Raw genomic sequence first — 19,123 nt, 5'->3', positions numbered from 1 at the left:
TTTTTATTACTGTGATTAAAAAACCCTCGTTTTCATCAGGTTAAAAATGCGTCACTTCACATTTTTGGCGTAAAGTTCCCTTGAATTTGTAAAATAATAATGATAACAATTATCATTAAGTTTAACATCCGTCACGTTTCGGTTAAGTGACTGCCCTTCGCACGTCACGCTTTTGTGCGGAACACATGTTGGCTTTTGGGTTTATTACACACGCATCAATTAATCACTCAATCATTATTGAGTTATTTATAGGGATTATGAATATGTTGTTGGCTTTCCCCCTCAAACGCTCGGTGCTTATGTGCGCGCTGGCAATGCCGGTTGCCTCAATGGCTGCTGAAGACACCGTCATTGTCAAAGCCGCGCCTGCGGATACCGCCGATGCTCCGACGCAGGGTTACAGCGCGAAAACCAGTAAAAGTGCGACCAAAACGGATCAGCCGCTGATCACCACCGGTCAGGCCGTTTCTGTTGTGACCCGTCAGCAAATGACTGACCAGAACGCCACCACGGTTAACGCTGCACTGAACTACACGCCAGGCGTATTCACCAACTTTGCCGGCGGCGCAACGCGTTATGACACCATTTCCCTGCGCGGTTTCCACGGCGGTGACGTCAACAACACCTTCCTCGATGGCCTGCGGATCCTGAGCGATGGCTCGACCTATAACTCCATTCAGGTTGATCCGTGGTTCCTGGAACGTATTGATGTGGTGAAAGGACCGTCTTCTGCGCTTTACGGCCAGAGCATTCCCGGCGGTGTGGTGGTGGAATCCACCAAGCGCCCGCAGTTTGCTGAAGAAGGTCACTTCCAGCTTTCCGGTGGCACGCAAAACACCAAAGGCGGCGCGTTCGATTACACCAACGCCATCAACGATCAGCTGGCATTCCGTCTGACCGGGATGACCCGCAGCAGCGATACGCAATACGATCACCAGCGTGAAGAGCGTTACGCGATTTCGCCACAGTTGCTGTGGACGCCGGATGAAAATACCTCGCTTTTACTGCGCGCATATCTGCAAAAAGATCCGTCCGGTGGCTACCACGCCGCGGTTCCGGCTGACGGCAGCCTCTACGGGCAGAAACTGAGCCGGGGTTTCTTCGATGGCGAAAGCACCCGCAACCAGTTCAAACGCTGGGAGCAAATCTACAGCTACGAATTCCAGCACGCGTTTAACGACGTCTGGTCATTCCGCCAGAATGCCAACTACACCCATTCCAACACCGAACTGGATCAGGTGTATCAGGCGGGCTGGAATGCAGATCGTACTGAGATGAGTCGTTATTATTCCGGTGAGAAGTCCTCGCTGGATACTTTTGCGATTGATAACCAGCTCGAAGCGGATTTCGCGACCGGCGAACTGGCACATAAAGTGGTGATCGGTTTCGATTACTCCCACTTTATCAATGATGTGAAATCTGACGCTGCTTACGCTGAAAACCTCAACCCGTACACTGGCGTTGGCGGTGATGCACTGGATTATTACAGTCATAAACGCGGTAAAAACCGTTATGAGCAGATGGGTACCTATCTGCAAGATGAGATGAACTGGAACAAATGGTATCTGACCCTGTCAGGCCGTTACGACACGCTAAAAACCTCCAGCCGCAGTTACGAAAGCATCTACGGCACCACCAGCAACAGCGAACGTAAAGACAGTCATTTCAACAGCCGCGCTTCCCTGCTGTACGCCTTTGACAGCGGCATTTCACCGTACGTCAGCTACAGCCAGGCGATGACGCCATCTGCCCTGCCAGGCGCTGACGGCACGCTGCTGAAACCGATGCAGAGTGAGCAATACGAAGCCGGGATCAAATACCAGCCGGTCGGCACTTCCGATATGTACACCGCGGCGCTGTATGATCTGACGCAAAAAGACGTGGGTAACCGCGTGGTAGTCGGCAGCTACTACGAGCCGGCAGGTAAAATCCGCTCACAGGGTCTGGAGCTGGAAGCTAAGAAACAGGTTACCGAACGCTTTAACGTGATGGCCGGTTACACCTACAACAAAGTGCGTATCCGTGATGCGGCTGAGAACAACGGCAACACGCCGTATGTGACGCCAAAACAAATGGCTTCCATCTGGGGTCAGTACAACACGCCGATTGGTGTGGATATGGGTGCAGGTGTGCGTTACATCGGCACACAATGGGCGGATAACGAAAACACCCGCCACATGCCTTCTGCCACGCTGGTTGATGCGTCACTGCGTATGAATCTGGTGCAGTTCAATCCGCAACTGAAAGGCGCGTATGTGCAGCTGAATGCTAACAACCTGTTCGACAAGAAATATGTCGCAGCCTGTTACGGCACCAGCTACTGCTACTGGGGTCAGGAACGTACCGTGGTTGCTACGGTAGGGTATGATTTCTGATAGATTTTTCAGCGCCTCCCCCTGCGAAGGGGGAGGTCTGTGAATCGCCCGGATACGGTTTATTCTTCTGCAAGATTCAGCCGCGCCTTCAGCGCTTTCTTCGCACTTTCCAGCAACGCATCTGAAACCTCACGATCAGGCTCACAACGTGCCAGCGACAAACTGCCCATCAGTTCCGCACTGACCGATATCGCCTGCGTTTGCGGGTCGTCCACGCCCATCTCTGTCAGCTGGCGGATAATCATCCCACGGATACGTTCGATGCCGCGCGCGAACTCTGCCTGACAGGGCGCGGACAAGCGTGGCGTTTCAGAGGCCAGCGCCGACACCGGACAGCCCTGCGCCCGGTTATCGCGGTGCCCGGGCGACAGGTAGAAATCGATATACCCTGCCAGTTGCTGCTGCGCCGTCAGCCCCTGATTTTCTTTATCCCAGCGGACCATAACCTGATTAAACATCTGCCCGATGGCGGCCTCAATCAGTGCCTCTTTTGAGGCAAAGTGCGCATAAAACCCACCGTGCGTCAGGCCAGCTTTGCTCATTACACCTGCCACGCTGACCTGCAACGGCCCTTTGGTACGGATGTCTTTCGCCGCCTCCTTCAGGATCCGCTCGCGGATTTTAGGTTTATGTTCACTCTCATAGCGCATAATAACACCCTGATAATCAGAAAATTGCTGTCATAGCTTACCTGACCGCATCGGTTAACGAAACGCGCGCATCCACGGATAATCCGGGGCGCAGCGCCGCTAAATCTGGCTGACCAGCGTCAAGCCGGATCCGCACCGGCACCCGCTGAACAATTTTGGTGAAATTACCCGTGCCCGGCTCAAATGGCAGCAATGCAAACGTCGAACCTGATCCCGGCGCAAGGCTGTCGACTTCACCGCGAAACGTCACGCCCGGCAGCGCATCCACATGCACGTCCGCACGTTGTCCCGGCTGCATTCTGCCGGTCTGCGTCTCTTTGAAGTTGGCCGTCACATAAATGCCCTGTTCGGGTACCAGCGTCATCAGCCGCTGACCGGGTGTAACGTAATCGCCAACCTGTACCTGCCGGTTTCCCGCTATGCCATCGATGGCAGCAACAATAGTGGTGTGATTGAGATCCTGCTGTGCCAGCGCTTGTGCCGCCTGCGCTTTCACCACAGCGGCCTTCGCCAGTGCCAGCGCCGCCTGAATTTCTGCCCGCCGGGCGTGTGTCACCGCCGCCTGATTTTGGGCAACATCCAGCATCGCCGCGGCGTGCGCCGAGGTTTGTTCTGCCGTCACCGCCACCGTTTTATACCGGTCGGCATCATTACGTGATGTGGCACCGCTGACCGCCAGCGACTGATAACGCTGCTGCTCGGCTTCAGCATGTTGCTGTTCCGCACGCGACGAACGGATCGCCGTGCGCGCGGCTTCGATTTGGGTGAGTGCCAGTTGTTCCTGCGCCTGCTGGCTCAGCAACGCCGCTTCCTGTTGCGCCACCTGCGCGCGGGCATCTTCAAGTTCTCCCTGCGCAGACGCCAGACGAGCCGTAAACTCTTCGCTGTCGATCAGCACCAGTTTATCGCCGGCATGTACCCGCTGGTTATGACGCACCAGCACCGTCGAAACGAAGCCTTTTACTTTTGGCGCAACGCTGGTGGTGTCTGCCGTCAGATAGGCATCATCCGTGGATTCCGACGCGGGCGCAGCCAGTAACCATGCCGCGCCACTCAGGGCTACCATCAGCGCAATACCGCTGACCACAAAGATCCGCTTTGACCGTTTAGCGGCTTTTACTGCCGGGGACGGGCTCCCTTCATCTGCTGTTACTTCGCTCATTTTTAATTTCACTCATTGTATGATGGTCATCATATTAATATGATGACCATCATATAAACAAGTCCCCGGGATCTCATAGCCATGTCTGTCACCCTGACTCCAGCCGCGACGCTTTCGCCTGCGGATTATCCGACATCACGTAAGTTTTTGATTTTCAGCATTATGGCGTTCGGTATGTTTCTGGCGCTGATCGATATTCAGATTGTCGCCGCCTCGTTAAACGATGTGCAGGCCGGGCTTTCCGCCGGACCGGATGAAATCAGCTGGGTGCAAACCTCGTATCTGATCGCCGAACTGGTGATGATCCCGTTCTCGGCTTTTCTGACGCAGGCACTTTCCACCCGCTGGCTGTTCAGCGCATCGGCGGCGCTGTTCACCCTCAGCAGCATCGGGTGCGGATTGTCGTGGAATATCGAGTCGATGATCTTCTTTCGCGCGTTGCAGGGTTTTACCGGCGGCGCGATGGTACCGACAGTATTCGCGACCGGCTTCGCCATGTTTCAGGGCAAACAGCAGGCGCTGATCCCGGCGATCCTCGGCATGGTCAGCGTGCTGGCCCCCACACTTGGGCCGACTGTGGGTGGCATAGTCACGCAGTTACTCGACTGGCGCTGGATTTTCTTCATCAACATTCTGCCCGGCGCTCTGGTTGCCACCGGTGCCGTGCTGTTTATTCATGTGGATAAAGCGGATTATCCGATGCTTAAACGTATCGACTGGATACATTTATTGTCGATGGCGATAGCGCTCGGTTGTCTGGAATATGTGCTGGAAGAAGGCCCGCGCAAGAACTGGTTCAGCGATCCGCAAATCCAGATTTCGGCGTGGTTCTCACTGGTGGCCTTTGTGCTGTTTCTCGAACGATCCTTTTATTCGAAAAACCCGATCGTACGCCTGACGCCCTTCCGTGACCCGACATTCACCTTCGCCTGCCTGTTCAATCTGGTGGTTGGATTTGGTCTTTATGCCTCTACATATCTGACGCCGGTTTTCCTCGGCCGCATCCGCGATTTCAACAGCCTGCAAATCGGTACAACGGTGTTTGTGGTGGGTGTCGGGCAATTCTTCAGCACGATTATTGCCGCCAGATTAATCAGCCGCGTTGACCGGCGGATACTGATCACCGTGGGTTTATCCGGTTTCGCACTGAGTTTATGGCTGACGACCGCCGTGACCCCTTACTGGGGAGCAGAACAGTTTTTCTGGCCGCAGGTGGTGCGCGGCCTGTTCATTATGTTGTGCATCGTGCCGAGTGTGAACATGGCGCTGACCGCGTTTCAGGGGCCGGAACTGCGCTACGCCTCCGGGCTGTTTAACCTGATGCGTAATCTCGGCGGCGCGATTGGCATTGCCACGGTGAATACCTGGTTGCAGGACTGGACCCGCGTTCATGCGGCACGTTTCGGCGAATCGCTGGGGCAATACGGGGATCATGCGCAGGAGGTGATGGGATCGCTGGCACAAAAAATCGGCCATCTGACACCTGATACCGCTCAGGCATTGCTGATGGCGAAAGGCGTGTTTGGGGCGAAAGTCGCCGCGCAATCGCTGACGCTGGCGTTCAACGACATCTTTCAGGTCATGGCCTGGATGTTTATTGCCGCACTGGTTATGGTGCCGTTTTGCCGTAAATAAGGTCAGGAATGTGAAGGAAATGTGCAGGCTGCCGCAAAAAATGCGGTTGTGGCAGGGAACTTTTCTAACAAGGTGAGAAAGCTTTGGCCTGTTTGAAATAAATCCTTATAATTAGCGGCCCTGAAATGCGATTCGTTACACATACCGGATCCCTTTCAAGTGCTATGTGCAAGTACACTATTCCTCCGGCCGGTTTCTATCGGATCGGGGGGAATCAACATCCTGACAACTGCCAGTGTGGCATTAACGACCAACGAAAATATGAAAATGAGCATTCGCGCAATCCTTACCCTGGTTTTGGCAGTTGCTGCATATAGCCAGGCGTCTTTTGCTGTGGTCTACCCTCTTCCGGCCAATAATGGTCGTCTGGTCGGTGAAAACATCACAGTTACTGTTCCGCAGGGCAGCAGCCTGCCACTGGAACATTTTGCAGCGCAATACCAGATGGGTTTGAGCAACATGCTCGAAGCTAACCCTGGCGTTGACCCGTACCTGCCAACCCCGGGCACCGTGCTGACCATTCCTCAGCAGTTGATCCTGCCGGAAACCCCGCACGAAGGCATCGTGATCAACAGCGCTGAAATGCGTCTGTATTACTACCCGAAAGGCACCAATACTGTGGTCGTGCTGCCGATCGGTATCGGTGAGCTGGGCAAAGACACCCCGATGAACTGGGTCACTACCGTTCAGCGTAAAAAAGCCGGTCCGACCTGGACCCCGACGGCGAAAATGCATGAAGAATATGCTTCTCGTGGCGAATTCCTGCCAGCCGTCTTCCCTGCGGGTCCGGACAACCCGATGGGGCTGTACGCGCTGTATGTCGGGCGTCTGTATGCAGTCCACGGCACCAACGCCAATTTCGGTATCGGTTTGCGTGTGAGCCACGGTTGTGTGCGTCTGCGTGATGCTGACATCAAATGGTTGTTCGACAACGTCCCGCAAGGCACCCGCGTTCAGTTCATCAACGAGCCGGTGAAAGCCACCGTGGAACCAGACGGCAAACGTTATATTGAGATCCACAACCCGCTGTCCTCTAACCAGGAAGAGTTTGATTCTCAGCAGCCACTGCCAATCACTCTGGCAGGCAGCGCAAGCAGCGTATCGATGGATCCGGCGGTCAACCAGACTGTTGTTCAGCGCGCTATCGAGATGCGTTCCGGTATGCCGGTACAGATCAACTAATTACGTCTTTGACGTTGTTGTGAAAAAGCCCCGTTCATCGGGGCTTTTTTTTGCATAGTGCCGATGCAAAGGCGGCTTCTCAGTTGCACTGAAAAGCTGACCGAGAAAGTTTCGGTTTCTCAATTGTGGTGATCACTTATCGGGCAGCGCCGAAACCGCCCAAGAGGGAAACGTGCTTTTTCCCTCTTGGATCTCCCTTCGCTTTTTCAACAAGCGCTTCCGCTCGCTGGCTATGTTTCATCAGCCGCAGTGATAGCCGCAAAATCCCGCCGCTGCACGGTTCCCTTCGTTCGGGTTACAACCCGCGCAAAAAGACGCGCGGTTTTCCACCTCTCCTCAGGCGATATTTTGGAACCGGCCTCAGGCTTTTACTTCACAACCTCACTTACTTCATTCTTTAAAAAGTCGCGGGCGATTCAGAAAGCTTGCTGAACGGAGCGGCCTGGAGACCAAAGGCTCTAGGACCGAGTGAAGGAACCGCAAAGCGGCAAGATTTCCAGCCTGTCGCCGTGCTACCTGAAACATAGCCAGCGAGCGGAGCGCGCAGTAAAAGAGCCGGAGATTCTTAAGAGGCGCGGCGATAGGCGCCTCTTAAGGCCAGTTTGGGTGGCAACCCAAGGTCTTGACCTTGAAGTTGAAGTTGAAGTTAAAGTTAAAGTTAAACCCCAGTCTCACGGCCAGTCCGGCGCCTGTCATTAAAATGTCACAAGTCTCCCTTAACCTTCCGGTAACAAAAAATATCGATATGTATATTTTTATTTCCAATGGTTTATAAAAAGGAGTTTTGATAATGCAACAATCCGTATCTCTGGTCGCCCGCGCAGTCACTGCCGCCCTGCTGCTTTCCGCTTCTGCCTCCACCCTCGCCGCTGACACCGACACGCTGACCGACCGGGCGGCAAAAGGCGTGCTGACGGAACCGGGCGGTGCCCGCCGTCTGAGCGGTGATCAGACAGCAGCGCTGAAAGCCTCGTTGTCAGACAAAACGGTGAAAAACGTGATTTTGCTGATTGGCGACGGCATGGGTGATTCTGAAATCACGTCTGCACGTAACTATGCAGAAGGCGCAGGCGGCTATTTCAAAGGCATTGATGCCCTGCCGCTGACCGGCCAGTACACGCATTATTCTCTGGATAAGAAAACGCAAAAACCAAGTTACGTGACCGATTCCGCCGCATCAGCCACCGCCTGGGCGACCGGTGTTAAAAGCTATAATGGCGCGATTGGCGTGGATGTAAACGGCAAAGATCACCAGACCATTCTTGAGATCGCCAAAGCCGCAGGCAAGGCCACCGGCAACGTCTCCACCGCAGAATTGCAGGATGCAACGCCGGCCGCACAGATTGCCCATGTGACCTCACGCAAGTGCTACGGCCCGCAAGAAACCGCAGAGAAATGCGCCAGCAACGCGCTGGAAAATGGCGGACGCGGTTCGATCACAGAACAGTTGTTGCAGGCTCGCGCTGATGTCACGCTGGGCGGCGGCAGAAAATCGTTCAGCCAGCTGGCGAAAGCCGGTGAATTTAAGGATAAATCCCTCAAAGAACAGGCGCTGACACAGGGTTATGTCTGGGTGGAAAACGCAGAACAGCTCAGTGCCATCACGCAGGCAGACCAGAAGAAACCGGTTCTTGGCCTGTTCTCCGAAGGCAACATGCCGGTGCGCTGGCAGGGTCCGAAAGCCACTTATCACGGCAACATTGATAAACCGGCTGTCACCTGTGAAGCCAATCCGCAGCGCACCGCTGACATCCCGACGCTTGCCGCCATGACTGAAAAAGCCATCGACTTGCTGAAAGCTAATCAGAACGGTTTCTTCCTGCAGGTTGAAGGCGCATCGATTGATAAACAGGATCACGCCGCTAATCCGTGCGGACAATTCGGTGAAACGGTGGATCTGGATGAGGCCGTGCAAAAAGCGCTGGAGTTCGCCCGTCAGGACGGCAACACGCTGGTTATCGTCACCGCCGACCACGCCCATTCCAGCCAGATTATCGAATCCGATGCCAAAGCCCCCGGTCTGACCCAGACGCTGACCACCAGGGACGGTGCACCGATGACCATCAGCTACGGCAACTCAGAAGATGATTCACAGGGACACACCGGGACGCAACTGCGTATTGCCGCGTTTGGCCCGCATGCGGCGAATGTGGTGGGTCTGACGGATCAGACGGATTTGTTCTATACCATGCGGGATGCCATGGCGATTAAAGCGCAATAGTTTTGAAAATGAGGGTTTCGCTTTGCTCCTCCCCCGGCGAAGGGGGAGGACGGGAGGGAGTTTTAAGGGTAAATACTGACACTAAAAAAATTTAACTCTTTGATTTTTATTTAATACCCCACCCCAACCCTCCCCTTCGCAGAGGAGGGAGCAAACCCACAACCTTGACCTTAGTGCAATAAATTATCCAGTCTGTCGTCATCAATCCCGTCCGGCTCCAGATGAGCCGTCACATCCGCAGACTTAAACAACTTGCTCACCGCCATTTCAGCCGCATCACCGATATCGTGCCCGACATCCACCGTCAGATTGCCATCAACCTCGACGTGAAACTCGACAAATACGCGGTCGCCGCCGTTGCGGGTGCGAATGTCATGTACACCGCGCACGCCTTCAACACTTAATACTGCCGCTTTCACGCGCTTGCGGTCATCTGCACTCAGTTCGCGATCAAGCAACTGGGTCAGTGCATCTGCCGCCATACCGCGCGCATTCCAGATCATATAGAAGGAAATCAACAGCGCGCCGATGGAGTCGGAACGCGTCCAGCCGAAGTAACGCTCGAAAATCAGCGCCAGCAGTACGGCAATATTCACCGCGACGTCCGTAATGTAGTGCGCGCGGTCAGCCGCGATGGCCGTTGATCCGGTACGTTTCACCACATAGGTTTGCATCAGCACCAGCCCGGTGGCGGCCAGCGAACTGCCGATGATCACCCAGATACCAAGACCGAGCTGCGCCAGGGGTTCCGGATTAATGATGCGCCCGATGGATTCACCGCCGAGCACCAGCCCCGCGCCGCCCAGTAACAGCGCCTGTACAAACGCGGCCACAGCTTCGGCTTTGCCGTGGCCGTAACGGTGGCCTTTGTCTGCCGGACGGATGGCATAACGCACGCCGATCAGCGTCACCATCGAGGCCAGCACATCGACCAGACCGTCGGCAGCAGAGGTCAGCAGCGCAATCGAACCGGTGGCGGTCCATGCCCAGACTTTGACGCAAACCAGGATCAGCGCGACGCACAGCGACACCAGCGAGGCAATACGTGTCAGGCCTTTATAGGAAGGCGCGGGACGGGTCATGGGTTGACCCACAAGAATGGTTGTTGTTGGGAATGTTTCACAAAAATGTCCTGAAGCAGAGAATCAACTTTATTTGAAAAATACAAATACCAGCCCGGCATTATAACCCATTTCCAACTTTTAAGACGTTCCCTATGGTTTGGATCTTTGTGCTTTCCCTAAGGTTAATTGACATGGATTTACTTGCATTTACATCAATACGTTCTAGCTTAAAACAAGATTTCTTTGTTCCGGCGCGTGGCGGCCGATAATCAGAAGAGCACTATTCAGAAGAGCATTATGACAAACGATAACAAGACACAGCCCTCCGCGTCCGGCGACGCCAATACTGAACTCGATTCCAGCCAGGTAAAATCAGGAGGAGGTCACACTCAGGATCCCAAAGACCAGAAAAATCCCGACGACAGTAAGCAGGATAACGATGAAAAGCGTAAAGGCCCCGGCAAGAAACCCCTGATCATCCTCGGGATTGTGGTAGTGGTGATGGTGGTCGTGGCACTGGTCTGGTGGCTGATGACCAAAGATCAGGTCAGCACCGATGACGCCTTTACCGAAGGTGATGCCGTCACCATCGCGCCGAAAATTGCCGGTTATGTCACTCATCTTGCGGTGAAAGATAACCAGTTCGTGAAGAAAGGCGACTTACTGGTGGAAATCGATCCGCGTGACGCGACCGCGCAGCGCGATCAGGCACAGGCTCAGCTCGGTCTGGCGGTCGCGCAGTTGCATCAGGCGCAGGCGCAATACGATCTGGCGAAAGTACAATATCCGGCGCAGCTTGCTCAGGCGAAAGCCCAGCAGACGCGGGCGGAAGCCAATTTGCTGAATGCCACTGCCGATTTCCGTCGTCAGCGCGGCGTAGACCCGCGTGCCACCACGCAACAAAATATTGATACGTCCAACGCGCAGGTGCGTTCTGCAGCCGCTGATCTGGAAAATGCCAAAGCGCAGGTGCAGGTTGCCGCGCAGGTACAGCTGAATATCCGTCAGGCTGAAACCAACGTCGAAGCTCGTCAGCAACAGGTTGAACAGGCGAAAGCTCAGCTGGAAACGGCGACGCTCAACCTCTCCTATGCGCAGGTGCGCGCACCGTTCGACGGCTACGTCACCAAGCGTAATGTGCAGCTCGGTACGCTGGTTCAGGCTGGCACCTCGCTGTTCTCAGTGGTTTCGAAAGATATCTGGATCGCCGCAAACTACAAAGAATCGCAGCTCGAACGCATGCGCCCCGGCAACAAGGTAGAAATTACCGTCGATGCCTTCCCGGACATCAAACTTCACGGCCACGTTGACAGTATTCAACAAGGTACCGGTTCGCGCTTCTCGGCCTTCCCGGCTGAAAACGCCACCGGCAACTACGTGAAAATCGTTCAGCGCGTGCCGGTGAAAATCGTCATCGACAGCGGTCTTGATGAGAATCACCCTCTGCCGCTGGGTCTGTCTGTCGAACCGACGGTGACCGTCGAATGAATGAAGATCGCAGCTACTGGAAACCCAAGGCCAATCCGTGGGCAGTTGCCGCCGTCGTGACCATTGCGGTGTTCATGGAAATCCTGGACACCACTATCGTTAACGTGGCGCTGCCGCACGTCGCCGGTTCATTATCTTCCAGTTATGACGAATCGACCTGGGTGCTGACGTCCTATCTGGTGGCGAACGGTATCGTGCTGCCGATTTCGGCGTTTCTCAGCCGCGTGATGGGCCGCAAAACTTACTTCCTGATCTGTATCGGCATGTTCACCGTTTGCTCCTTCCTGTGCGGCATCGCCACCGAACTGTGGCAGATGATCTTATTCCGCATCCTGCAGGGCTTTTTCGGCGGCGGTTTGCAGCCGATCCAGCAATCGGTTTTGCTGGATTACTTTAAACCGGAAGATCGCGGCAAAGCGTTTGGCCTTTCATCGATTGCCATTATTGTCGCGCCGGTCGTCGGCCCGACACTTGGCGGTTACATCACGGATAACTTCAGCTGGCGCTGGGTATTCCTGATCAATATTCCGGTCGGGATTATTGCCCTGCTGGCGATTTATCAGCTGCTGGAAGATCCGCCGTGGGAGCGCAAGGCCAAAGGCAAACTCAGTATTGATTACATCGGTATCGGGCTGATTGCACTGGGTCTGGGCTGCTTACAGGTGATGATGGATCGCGGCGAAGACGATGACTGGTTCCAGTCCGGCTTTATTGTCACCTTTGCTGTGCTGGCGGCCACCGGGATTGTCGGCGCGGTTTACTGGTTGCTGTACGCCAAAAAACCGGTGGTCGATCTGCGCTGTCTGAAGGATAAAAACTTTGCTGTCGCCGGTTTACTGATGGCCGGTATGGCGATGATTCTGTATGGCAGTTCGGTGGTCATTCCGCAACTGGCGCAGCAGCAACTGGGTTACACCGCCACACTCTCGGGGCTGGTGATGTCGCCGGGCGCGGTGCTGATCGTGCTGTCGATCCCGCTGGTGCTGAAGCTGATGCCCGTTGTACAAACGCGTTACATCATTGCCTTCGGTTTCTTCCTGCTGGCGGCCTCGTTTATCTATTCGGCAACGCTGACACCTGATGTCGATTTTGAAACGCTGGTGCTGTACCGCAGCGCGCAGTCTATAGGGCTCGGTTTCCTGTTTGTGCCGCTGACCACTATCGCATTTATTACCATCCCGCAAAAAATGAACGCCGACGCTGCCGCGCTGTTTACCATGTTCCGTAACGTCGCGGGGTCGATTGGTATTTCGCTGGCGACAGCCGGTGTCACCGAGCGAACGCAGGCACACAGTGCGCATATGGCGCACAACATGTCGCCGCTCAATGAACAGTTTAATCAGGCGGTGAGCAAAAGCGCTGAGGCGATCCGTGATTTTGCCCACGTGGTCGGCGACCCGATGCAACTGGCGACCGTGCGCATGTATCAGGAGATGATTTCGCAATCGCGCATTCTGGCCTACATCGACGTATTCGGTTATTGCGCCATCGTCGCCGTTATTTTGATCCCGTTTTGTTTCCTGCTTTCGCCAGTTAAGAGCGAAGGTAATGCCGGAGCACATTAAGTTGAACAAGAAAAGCTCTACTCTGAGAAATCAGCCATCCGTGATGCCGTCCTGCTCCACCCTCTGCGAAGGCCGGGGCCGGAAGGGGGTTTTACATTCAGGCACCCGTTTTCTGACTCTCTCGACATTAACGCTGGTATTAGCAGCGTGCTCCGTTGGCCCGGATTATCAGAAGCCGAATCCGGTGACACCCTCGGCCTATAACGATATGACCCAGCCGAAAGACAAAGACGGCGCATCGATTGCCCTGCCCTCGGAGCCAAATCCGCTGTGGTGGAAAGCCTTTAATGACCCGCAACTCGACAGCCTGATCACCCGTGCGATTGCCGGGAATATTTCCCTGCAACAGGCAGTACTGCGTATCGCCGGTGCCCGCGAGCAGGTGAAACAGGCCGAAGGCGCCTGGCTGCCATCGGTGCAGGGCAGCGCGAAAATGACCCGTCAGCAGCTCGGTCTGAAAGGTATTCTCGATTCCAGCGGCGCCTCGCAACAACTTGACGATCTCGGACCGGAAGCCTCCGGCGCGATCAACACGGCTACGCGGCCGGTGAATTTGTATCAGGGCAATTTCGATGCCAGCTGGGAGCTGGATTTGTTCGGCGGCACACGACGTCAGGTCGAAGCCGCCAATGCCCAGACGCAATCGTCCATAGAACAACGCAACGATGCATTAGTTTCGCTGGAAGCTGAGGTCGCCCGTGCCTATCTGCAACTGCGTGGCGCGCAAAGCGTAACGGCGGCGATACAGACGCAAATCGATGTCGCGCAGCAAACCTTAGATCTGACACAAAACCGTCAGCAAAACGGGCTGTCACCGCAGCTTGATGTCGAAAATGCCCGCGCACAGTTGGGTTCCCTGCGCGCCCAGTTGCCGCAATATCAGGCGCAGGAACGTCAGGCGATGAACGGACTGGCCGTGTTGCTCGGTCAGACGCCTGGCTCGCTGGATGCTGAACTTTCTGCCCCTAAACCGATGCCTGCCCTGCCCGCTGCCGTGCCGGTCGGTGTGCCTTCACAGCTGGCACGCCGTCGTCCGGACGTACGCAAAGCCGAGGCTGATCTCCACGCGGCAACCGCCAATATTGGCGTATCCGTCGCGCAGATGTTCCCGAGTATTTCGCTCACCGGCCAGTTCGGTATGCGTAACACAGACGTCAGTTATCTCGATAACTGGAGCAGCCATTTCTACTCCTTTGGCCCGCAGATTTCCCTGCCGATTTTTCAGGGCGGACGTCTGGTCTCCAGCGTGCATCTTTCCCGTGCGCAACAGGCGAATGCGGCGCTGAATTATCGCCAGACCGTGCTGACTGCGTTGCAGGATGTCGATAATGCGCTGGTGAATTACCGCACCGATCAGGATCAGGTCAGCGGTTTAGACCAGACGACCGAAGCGCTACAGACCGCGTTTGATCTGGCGAGCGACAGCTACCGCCAGGGGCTTTCTACCTTTATCAACGTGCTTGATGCCCAGCGCCAGCTGGCACAGGCGCATCAGCAATCCGCTGAAGCGAAAGTGAAAACCAGCACCGATCTGGTCTCGCTGTATAAAGCGTTAGGCGGCGGCTGGGAGCCGTATCAGAACGTCGATTTGCCGACCTACACCGTCTTTGGTCCGGCAGCCACGCCGGATGTGAAGGTACAAACCACGTCTGGCGTGACACCGTAACGCCTTATTAATGTGAAGAGATAAAATCCGACGGCGTGGACGGGGCAGGCAATGAAAAATTCTGCCTCATCCGCGCCACTTCTCTCACCGGCGTCAGCCCGAATAAGCGTTTAAATTCGCGGCTGAACTGCGACACACTTTCATAGCCCACCTGCGCGCTGGCCGCCGAGGCGGTCAGGTTATTGCGCAACATCAGTAATCTGGCCTGATGCAAACGGGTGGACTTGAGATACTGCATCGGCGACGTATCAGTGACGGTTTTAAAGTGACTGTGAAACGTCGGCAGGCTCATCCCCGCTTCTTTTGCCAGCGCATTCACATCCAGATGCGAGTGGTATTCTGCGTGCAGTTTTCGCAGGGCTTTTACCACTTTGCCAAATTGCCCTTGCAGGGTCAGTGCGCTGCGCAGCGTGCCGCCCTGAGCACCGGTCAGAACGCGGTAATACAACTCACGCATCATCGCCCTGCCCAGAATTTTTGCATCCAGCGGAGATGCCATCACCTGCAAAAAACGTAATACGCAAGCCCGCATCGCGTCATCCATCAGGCTCGACACCATACTTTTCGGCGATTCCGGCTGCGGGGCGTCATAAGCATCGAGCTGCAACATCAGTTCAGCCGCCAGACTGAAATCGAGCCGCAGGTAAATTGCCAGCATCGGTTCACTGGCGGTGGCGTCAGTTTCCATGGTGAAAGGCACCGGCACCGATACGGTCAGATAATGCTGTGCATCATACAAATAGACATCATTACCTAAGAATCCGCGTTTTCTCCCCTGCACCACAATCACGATCCCCGGCTCATACAAAACCGGCGTGCGCAGCAGCGGACGGTTTGAACGTAAAAAACGCACATCTGCCAGCGTCGTCAGGTTGTAGCCTTCATGGGGCGTAAGCTGGTCCAAAAGCACGATCATTTGCTCAGTCACTGTCAAAGATGGAAACGTCATATGAACCTGAAAATATGCAGCGGAAAGTGAATGAAGTGTCGCACCGGGAATCAGTCGCGTCCAGACGCCTCAGAGGAACAGGCAAACATCAGAGAGGATCGGGGCTACGGATTTGCTGTTGTCCCCCCTATTCTGCAAGTCCGCTTTTTACTGAGGAGTTTGTATGAGTCAGTCAAAATTACTATTCATCACCGGCGTCAGCAGCGGATTTGGCCGTGCGCTGGCAGAAGAAGCCCTGAAAGCAGGACATCGCGTGGTCGGCACGCTGCGTAATGCACAAGCCTGCGCAGAATTTGACGCGCTGGTCCCCGGCCGAAGTTTTGGTCGCATGCTGGATGTCACTGATTTCGAGGCCATCGCCCCGCTTGCGGCTGCCGTGGAACAGGAAATCGGCGCCGTTGACGTGCTGGTCAACAATGCCGGTTACGGGCATGAAGGTATTATGGAAGAGTCGCCGTTAAGCGAGGCGCTGCATCAGTTTGACGTCAATGTTTTTGGCGCGGTTGCGGTCATCAAAGCCTTCCTGCCGTATTTTCGTCAGCGCCGCGGTGGACATATTCTTAACATCACGTCGATGGGAGGCTTTATTACAATGCCGGGCATCAGCTATTACTGCGGCAGTAAATTCGCCTTGCAGGGGATCTCTGAAACACTGACCAAAGAACTCAAACCGTTCAATATTGCCGTCACGGCCATTCAGCCCGGGTCTTTTCGTACCGACTGGGCGGGACGTTCGATGGTGCGCTCACCGCGTGCCATCAGTGATTACGATGCCAGTTTCGACCCCGTGCGGGAAACGCGGGAAAAACGCAGCGGTCATCAGCCGGGCGACCCGCTAAAAGCCGCACAAGCGATGTTGCAGTTGCTCGATGCGCCTGAGCCGCCAGCCTCGCTGTTACTCGGCAGTGACGCCGTTAAATTTGTCAGGGAAAAGATGCAACAAATGCGTGAGGATATCGATATCTGGGAAACGGTCAGCCGGTCTGCCGATGGCTGAAACATTCTTTTAAAGATCCCGTCAGCGCATTTCCCGGAGACTGCGCTATTCTGTTCAGACACTGAAATCGTCCTGCCTGCGGGCAGGATTTTCGTCTGAATAACAATCGGGTAAAACAATGAATTCCATTTCCAACGAAGATAAAAAACCCAGCTGTGATTCAGTGATTAACAGCGTGGCTTACCGCGACGGTAAACGATTGCAGGATGTGACGGTCGAAGACATCAGCGAAGTCCTGAAAGAGCCCGATACCTTTGTCTGGCTCGGACTGTGGCAGCCGGAAGATGCCTATATGCGCAGCATTCAGGAAGAATTCGGTCTGCATGACCTGGCGATTGAAGATGCACTGACCGCCCATCAGCGACCGAAAATTGAGCAGTACGGCGAATCGCTGTTTATCGTTACGCACACTGCGCAGAAAGTGAATGAAACCATCGAGTACGGCGAAACACACCTGTTTCTCGGCAAAAACTTTCTGATCACCGTGCGTCACGGTGCGTCATCCAGCTATAAAGAAATCCGTAAACACGCCGAAGAACGCCCGGAAATGTTGAGTAAAGGGCCAGCTTATGCACTGTATTGCGTACTCGATTCCATCGTGGATAACTATCTGGAAATCCTGCATCAGTACACCGAACAGTTTGATGCCATCGAAAAACTGATGTTCCGCAACACCTTTAATCAGCAGGCGGTGCAGCAGGTTTATAGTCTGCGGCGGGATCTGCTCTCGCTGCGCAACGCCGCGGTACCGATGGAAGATATCTGTAATCAGCTCAGCCATCACTACGAAGAACTGATGCCTAAGAGCCTGCGGGCTTATGTGCGTGATGTGCAGGACCACGCTAATCAGGTGATCCGCACGACGGACGATGTGCGCGAAATGCTGTCGAACGCCATGCATGTGAATCTGGCGCTGGTGTCGGTGCATCAGAACGAAGTGGTACAGCGACTGGCGGGCTGGGGCGCGATTCTGGCGATCCCGACAGTGATTTTCAGTCTGTACGGCATGAACTTCAAAAACATGCCGGAGCTGGATGACTGGTGGGGATATCCGGTAACGCTGGGCGTCACTGTCGCCGGTTGTGTGTGGTTATACTGGAAGCTTAAAAAATCAGGCTGGCTGTAAGTTAATTATCACCTGAAAACACACGTTAATTAACATGCGAATAACAGAAACCGCTGTTATTCGCGTTCTTTAATTATCCTGACAATTTTAATCCTGACTTATTCTGTTTGTCCTTTCCTCTTCGCCTTATTTCCTTATATACTCGGTCGCATCTTCCTTACGGAAATAATATTCATCATGTCAGTTCGTTTCGCGATTTCACAGTTCATGCATTCGCTGCGCTTGCCCGGCAAGCGGGTCAGTGTGTTGCTGTTCGCGTTATGCTGGCTTGTCCTGAATGCCCAACTGGCGCTCGCCAGCCATCAGTGCGATATGCGCCCGCCGGTGGAAAACACCGCCATGGCACATAACATCACCATGCAAATGCCTGATTCTCCAGAGCACATGCAGAGTCAGTCGCTGTTGTGTGAGAAGCACTGTGCCCCTGAAAGAACCCAGTCTGACAGTGGTTCCGTGCCACTGGTGGCATTGCCCGTCGCTCCGGCATTAGCCATGCTCACCGTCGATGCCAGCACAGCGGTCACCACCGCGGACTGGATTGCGCCAACCGTCACTCCGCCTCCCGCTGAAGTTCAGTTCTGCCGATACAGAGAATAGCCCCTGCTGTCCTGAGTGTTTTTCCGCACTCAATATTAAATGAAATTGTTTTGCCAGATTAATGGCCAGTTTTTATCTAATGACAGTATTGGAGTATTTCCCATGCGTGCAATTTTAAATGTATTTACCGCAAGTCTTTTCTTTATTTCAGCTTATTCTTTTGCCGATGCTATGCCAATGAATCACGATGCTATGGCGATGCAGCATAATATGCAGGCCTATGAATCCGAAGGCGTGATCACTCAGTGGCAGTCTGATCGCGTGGGGATTTCCCATCACGCCATTCCTGCGCTGAAATGGCCGGCCATGACCATGAATTTCCGTCTGCCGCCGGAGATCGCCGCCAACTCCCTGCCCGCCGGTACGCCGGTCACCTTTAGCTTTGTCAAAACTGAGTCCGCTTATCAGTTACAGACACTGACACCGCTGAAACGCTGACCGGGAGA

15 protein-coding genes are annotated in these 19,123 nt (G+C 54.6%); 11 read left to right on the top strand and 4 right to left on the bottom strand.

Annotated elements, in window-relative coordinates; translation table 11 throughout:
• Positions 1–263: 263 nt before the first annotated feature.
• Entirely contained in the window at positions 264–2,375 is a 2,112-nt protein-coding gene (locus HGO41_RS19070) for a TonB-dependent siderophore receptor (protein WP_119262236.1), read from the top strand.
• Positions 2,376–2,434: 59 nt separating this feature from the next.
• Here HGO41_RS19070 and HGO41_RS19065 read toward each other — a convergent pair whose 3' ends face one another.
• Both HGO41_RS19065 and HGO41_RS19060 read right to left on the bottom strand, forming a co-directional pair.
• Entirely contained in the window at positions 2,435–3,025 is a 591-nt protein-coding gene (locus HGO41_RS19065; RefSeq protein WP_250981313.1) for a TetR/AcrR family transcriptional regulator, read from the bottom strand.
• 37 nt (positions 3,026–3,062) lie between these two features.
• The gene (locus tag HGO41_RS19060; RefSeq protein WP_250981312.1) at positions 3,063–4,187 is read right to left on the bottom strand and encodes an HlyD family secretion protein; all 1,125 of its coding nucleotides are present in this window, start codon (positions 4,185–4,187) and stop codon (positions 3,063–3,065) included.
• A gap of 81 nt (positions 4,188–4,268) precedes the next feature.
• On the opposite strand from HGO41_RS19060, the gene HGO41_RS19055 reads away from it, so the two are divergent.
• From HGO41_RS19055 to phoA, 3 genes are all read left to right on the top strand, one after another.
• A complete protein-coding gene (locus tag HGO41_RS19055; protein ID WP_013575279.1) occupies positions 4,269–5,822 on the top strand; it encodes a DHA2 family efflux MFS transporter permease subunit in 1,554 nt (517 codons plus the stop codon).
• A 261-nt stretch (positions 5,823–6,083) separates the two neighbouring features.
• Positions 6,084–7,004 (top strand): L,D-transpeptidase family protein, encoded by a 921-nt coding sequence (locus HGO41_RS19050; RefSeq protein ID WP_015689872.1) that lies wholly within the window; start codon positions 6,084–6,086, stop codon positions 7,002–7,004.
• A gap of 790 nt (positions 7,005–7,794) precedes the next feature.
• Positions 7,795–9,225, top strand: coding sequence for an alkaline phosphatase (gene phoA / locus HGO41_RS19045; protein ID WP_015689871.1), 1,431 nt, complete (start codon positions 7,795–7,797; stop codon positions 9,223–9,225).
• 170 nt (positions 9,226–9,395) lie between these two features.
• Here the strand turns inward: phoA and HGO41_RS19040 are convergent, their stop codons facing one another.
• Positions 9,396–10,307: a cation diffusion facilitator family transporter gene (locus HGO41_RS19040; protein ID WP_013575276.1), complete on the bottom strand. Its 912-nt coding sequence runs from the start codon at positions 10,305–10,307 to the stop codon at positions 9,396–9,398.
• 279 nt (positions 10,308–10,586) lie between these two features.
• On the opposite strand from HGO41_RS19040, the gene HGO41_RS19035 reads away from it, so the two are divergent.
• Genes HGO41_RS19035 through HGO41_RS19025 form a run of 3 tightly spaced genes read left to right on the top strand, consistent with a single transcriptional unit; the run spans position 10,587 to position 15,008 of the window.
• On the top strand, positions 10,587–11,777 hold the full coding sequence (locus tag HGO41_RS19035; protein WP_013575275.1) for an HlyD family secretion protein: 1,191 nt from the start codon (positions 10,587–10,589) through the stop codon (positions 11,775–11,777).
• Positions 11,774–13,342 (top strand): DHA2 family efflux MFS transporter permease subunit, encoded by a 1,569-nt coding sequence (locus tag HGO41_RS19030; RefSeq protein ID WP_013575274.1) that lies wholly within the window; start codon positions 11,774–11,776, stop codon positions 13,340–13,342. The genes HGO41_RS19035 and HGO41_RS19030 overlap by 4 nt, the downstream gene beginning before the upstream one ends.
• Positions 13,326–15,008 (top strand): efflux transporter outer membrane subunit, encoded by a 1,683-nt coding sequence (locus HGO41_RS19025; protein WP_250981311.1) that lies wholly within the window; start codon positions 13,326–13,328, stop codon positions 15,006–15,008. The genes HGO41_RS19030 and HGO41_RS19025 overlap by 17 nt, the downstream gene beginning before the upstream one ends.
• Positions 15,009–15,015: 7 nt before the next feature.
• Here the strand turns inward: HGO41_RS19025 and HGO41_RS19020 are convergent, their stop codons facing one another.
• Complete coding sequence (locus tag HGO41_RS19020) at positions 15,016–15,957, bottom strand: AraC family transcriptional regulator (RefSeq protein WP_119261567.1); 942 nt, start codon at positions 15,955–15,957, stop codon at positions 15,016–15,018.
• Between the two features lie 163 nt (positions 15,958–16,120).
• Between HGO41_RS19020 and HGO41_RS19015 the strand changes: the two genes are divergently transcribed.
• The 4 genes from HGO41_RS19015 to HGO41_RS19000 all read left to right on the top strand — a co-directional run bounded on the left by HGO41_RS19015 (position 16,121) and on the right by HGO41_RS19000 (position 19,115).
• Positions 16,121–16,954, top strand: a complete 834-nt coding sequence (locus HGO41_RS19015; RefSeq protein WP_013575271.1) for an oxidoreductase — start codon at positions 16,121–16,123, stop codon at positions 16,952–16,954.
• A 118-nt stretch (positions 16,955–17,072) separates the two neighbouring features.
• Complete coding sequence (corA, locus tag HGO41_RS19010) at positions 17,073–18,080, top strand: magnesium/cobalt transporter CorA (RefSeq protein ID WP_013575270.1); 1,008 nt, start codon at positions 17,073–17,075, stop codon at positions 18,078–18,080.
• 177 nt (positions 18,081–18,257) lie between these two features.
• The gene (locus tag HGO41_RS19005) at positions 18,258–18,677 is read left to right on the top strand and encodes a hypothetical protein (protein ID WP_015689866.1); all 420 of its coding nucleotides are present in this window, start codon (positions 18,258–18,260) and stop codon (positions 18,675–18,677) included.
• Between the two features lie 102 nt (positions 18,678–18,779).
• A complete protein-coding gene (locus HGO41_RS19000; protein WP_112151882.1) occupies positions 18,780–19,115 on the top strand; it encodes a copper-binding protein in 336 nt (111 codons plus the stop codon).
• The last annotated feature ends 8 nt before the right edge of the window (positions 19,116–19,123 follow it).

Origin of the sequence: Rahnella sp. CG8 (genome assembly GCF_023701875.1) — a bacterium.
In the GTDB taxonomy this organism is placed as follows: domain Bacteria; phylum Pseudomonadota; class Gammaproteobacteria; order Enterobacterales; family Enterobacteriaceae; genus Rahnella; species Rahnella aceris.
The sequence above is the reverse complement of the archived record's forward strand: the minus strand, read 5'-3'. Positions and strand labels throughout refer to the sequence as shown.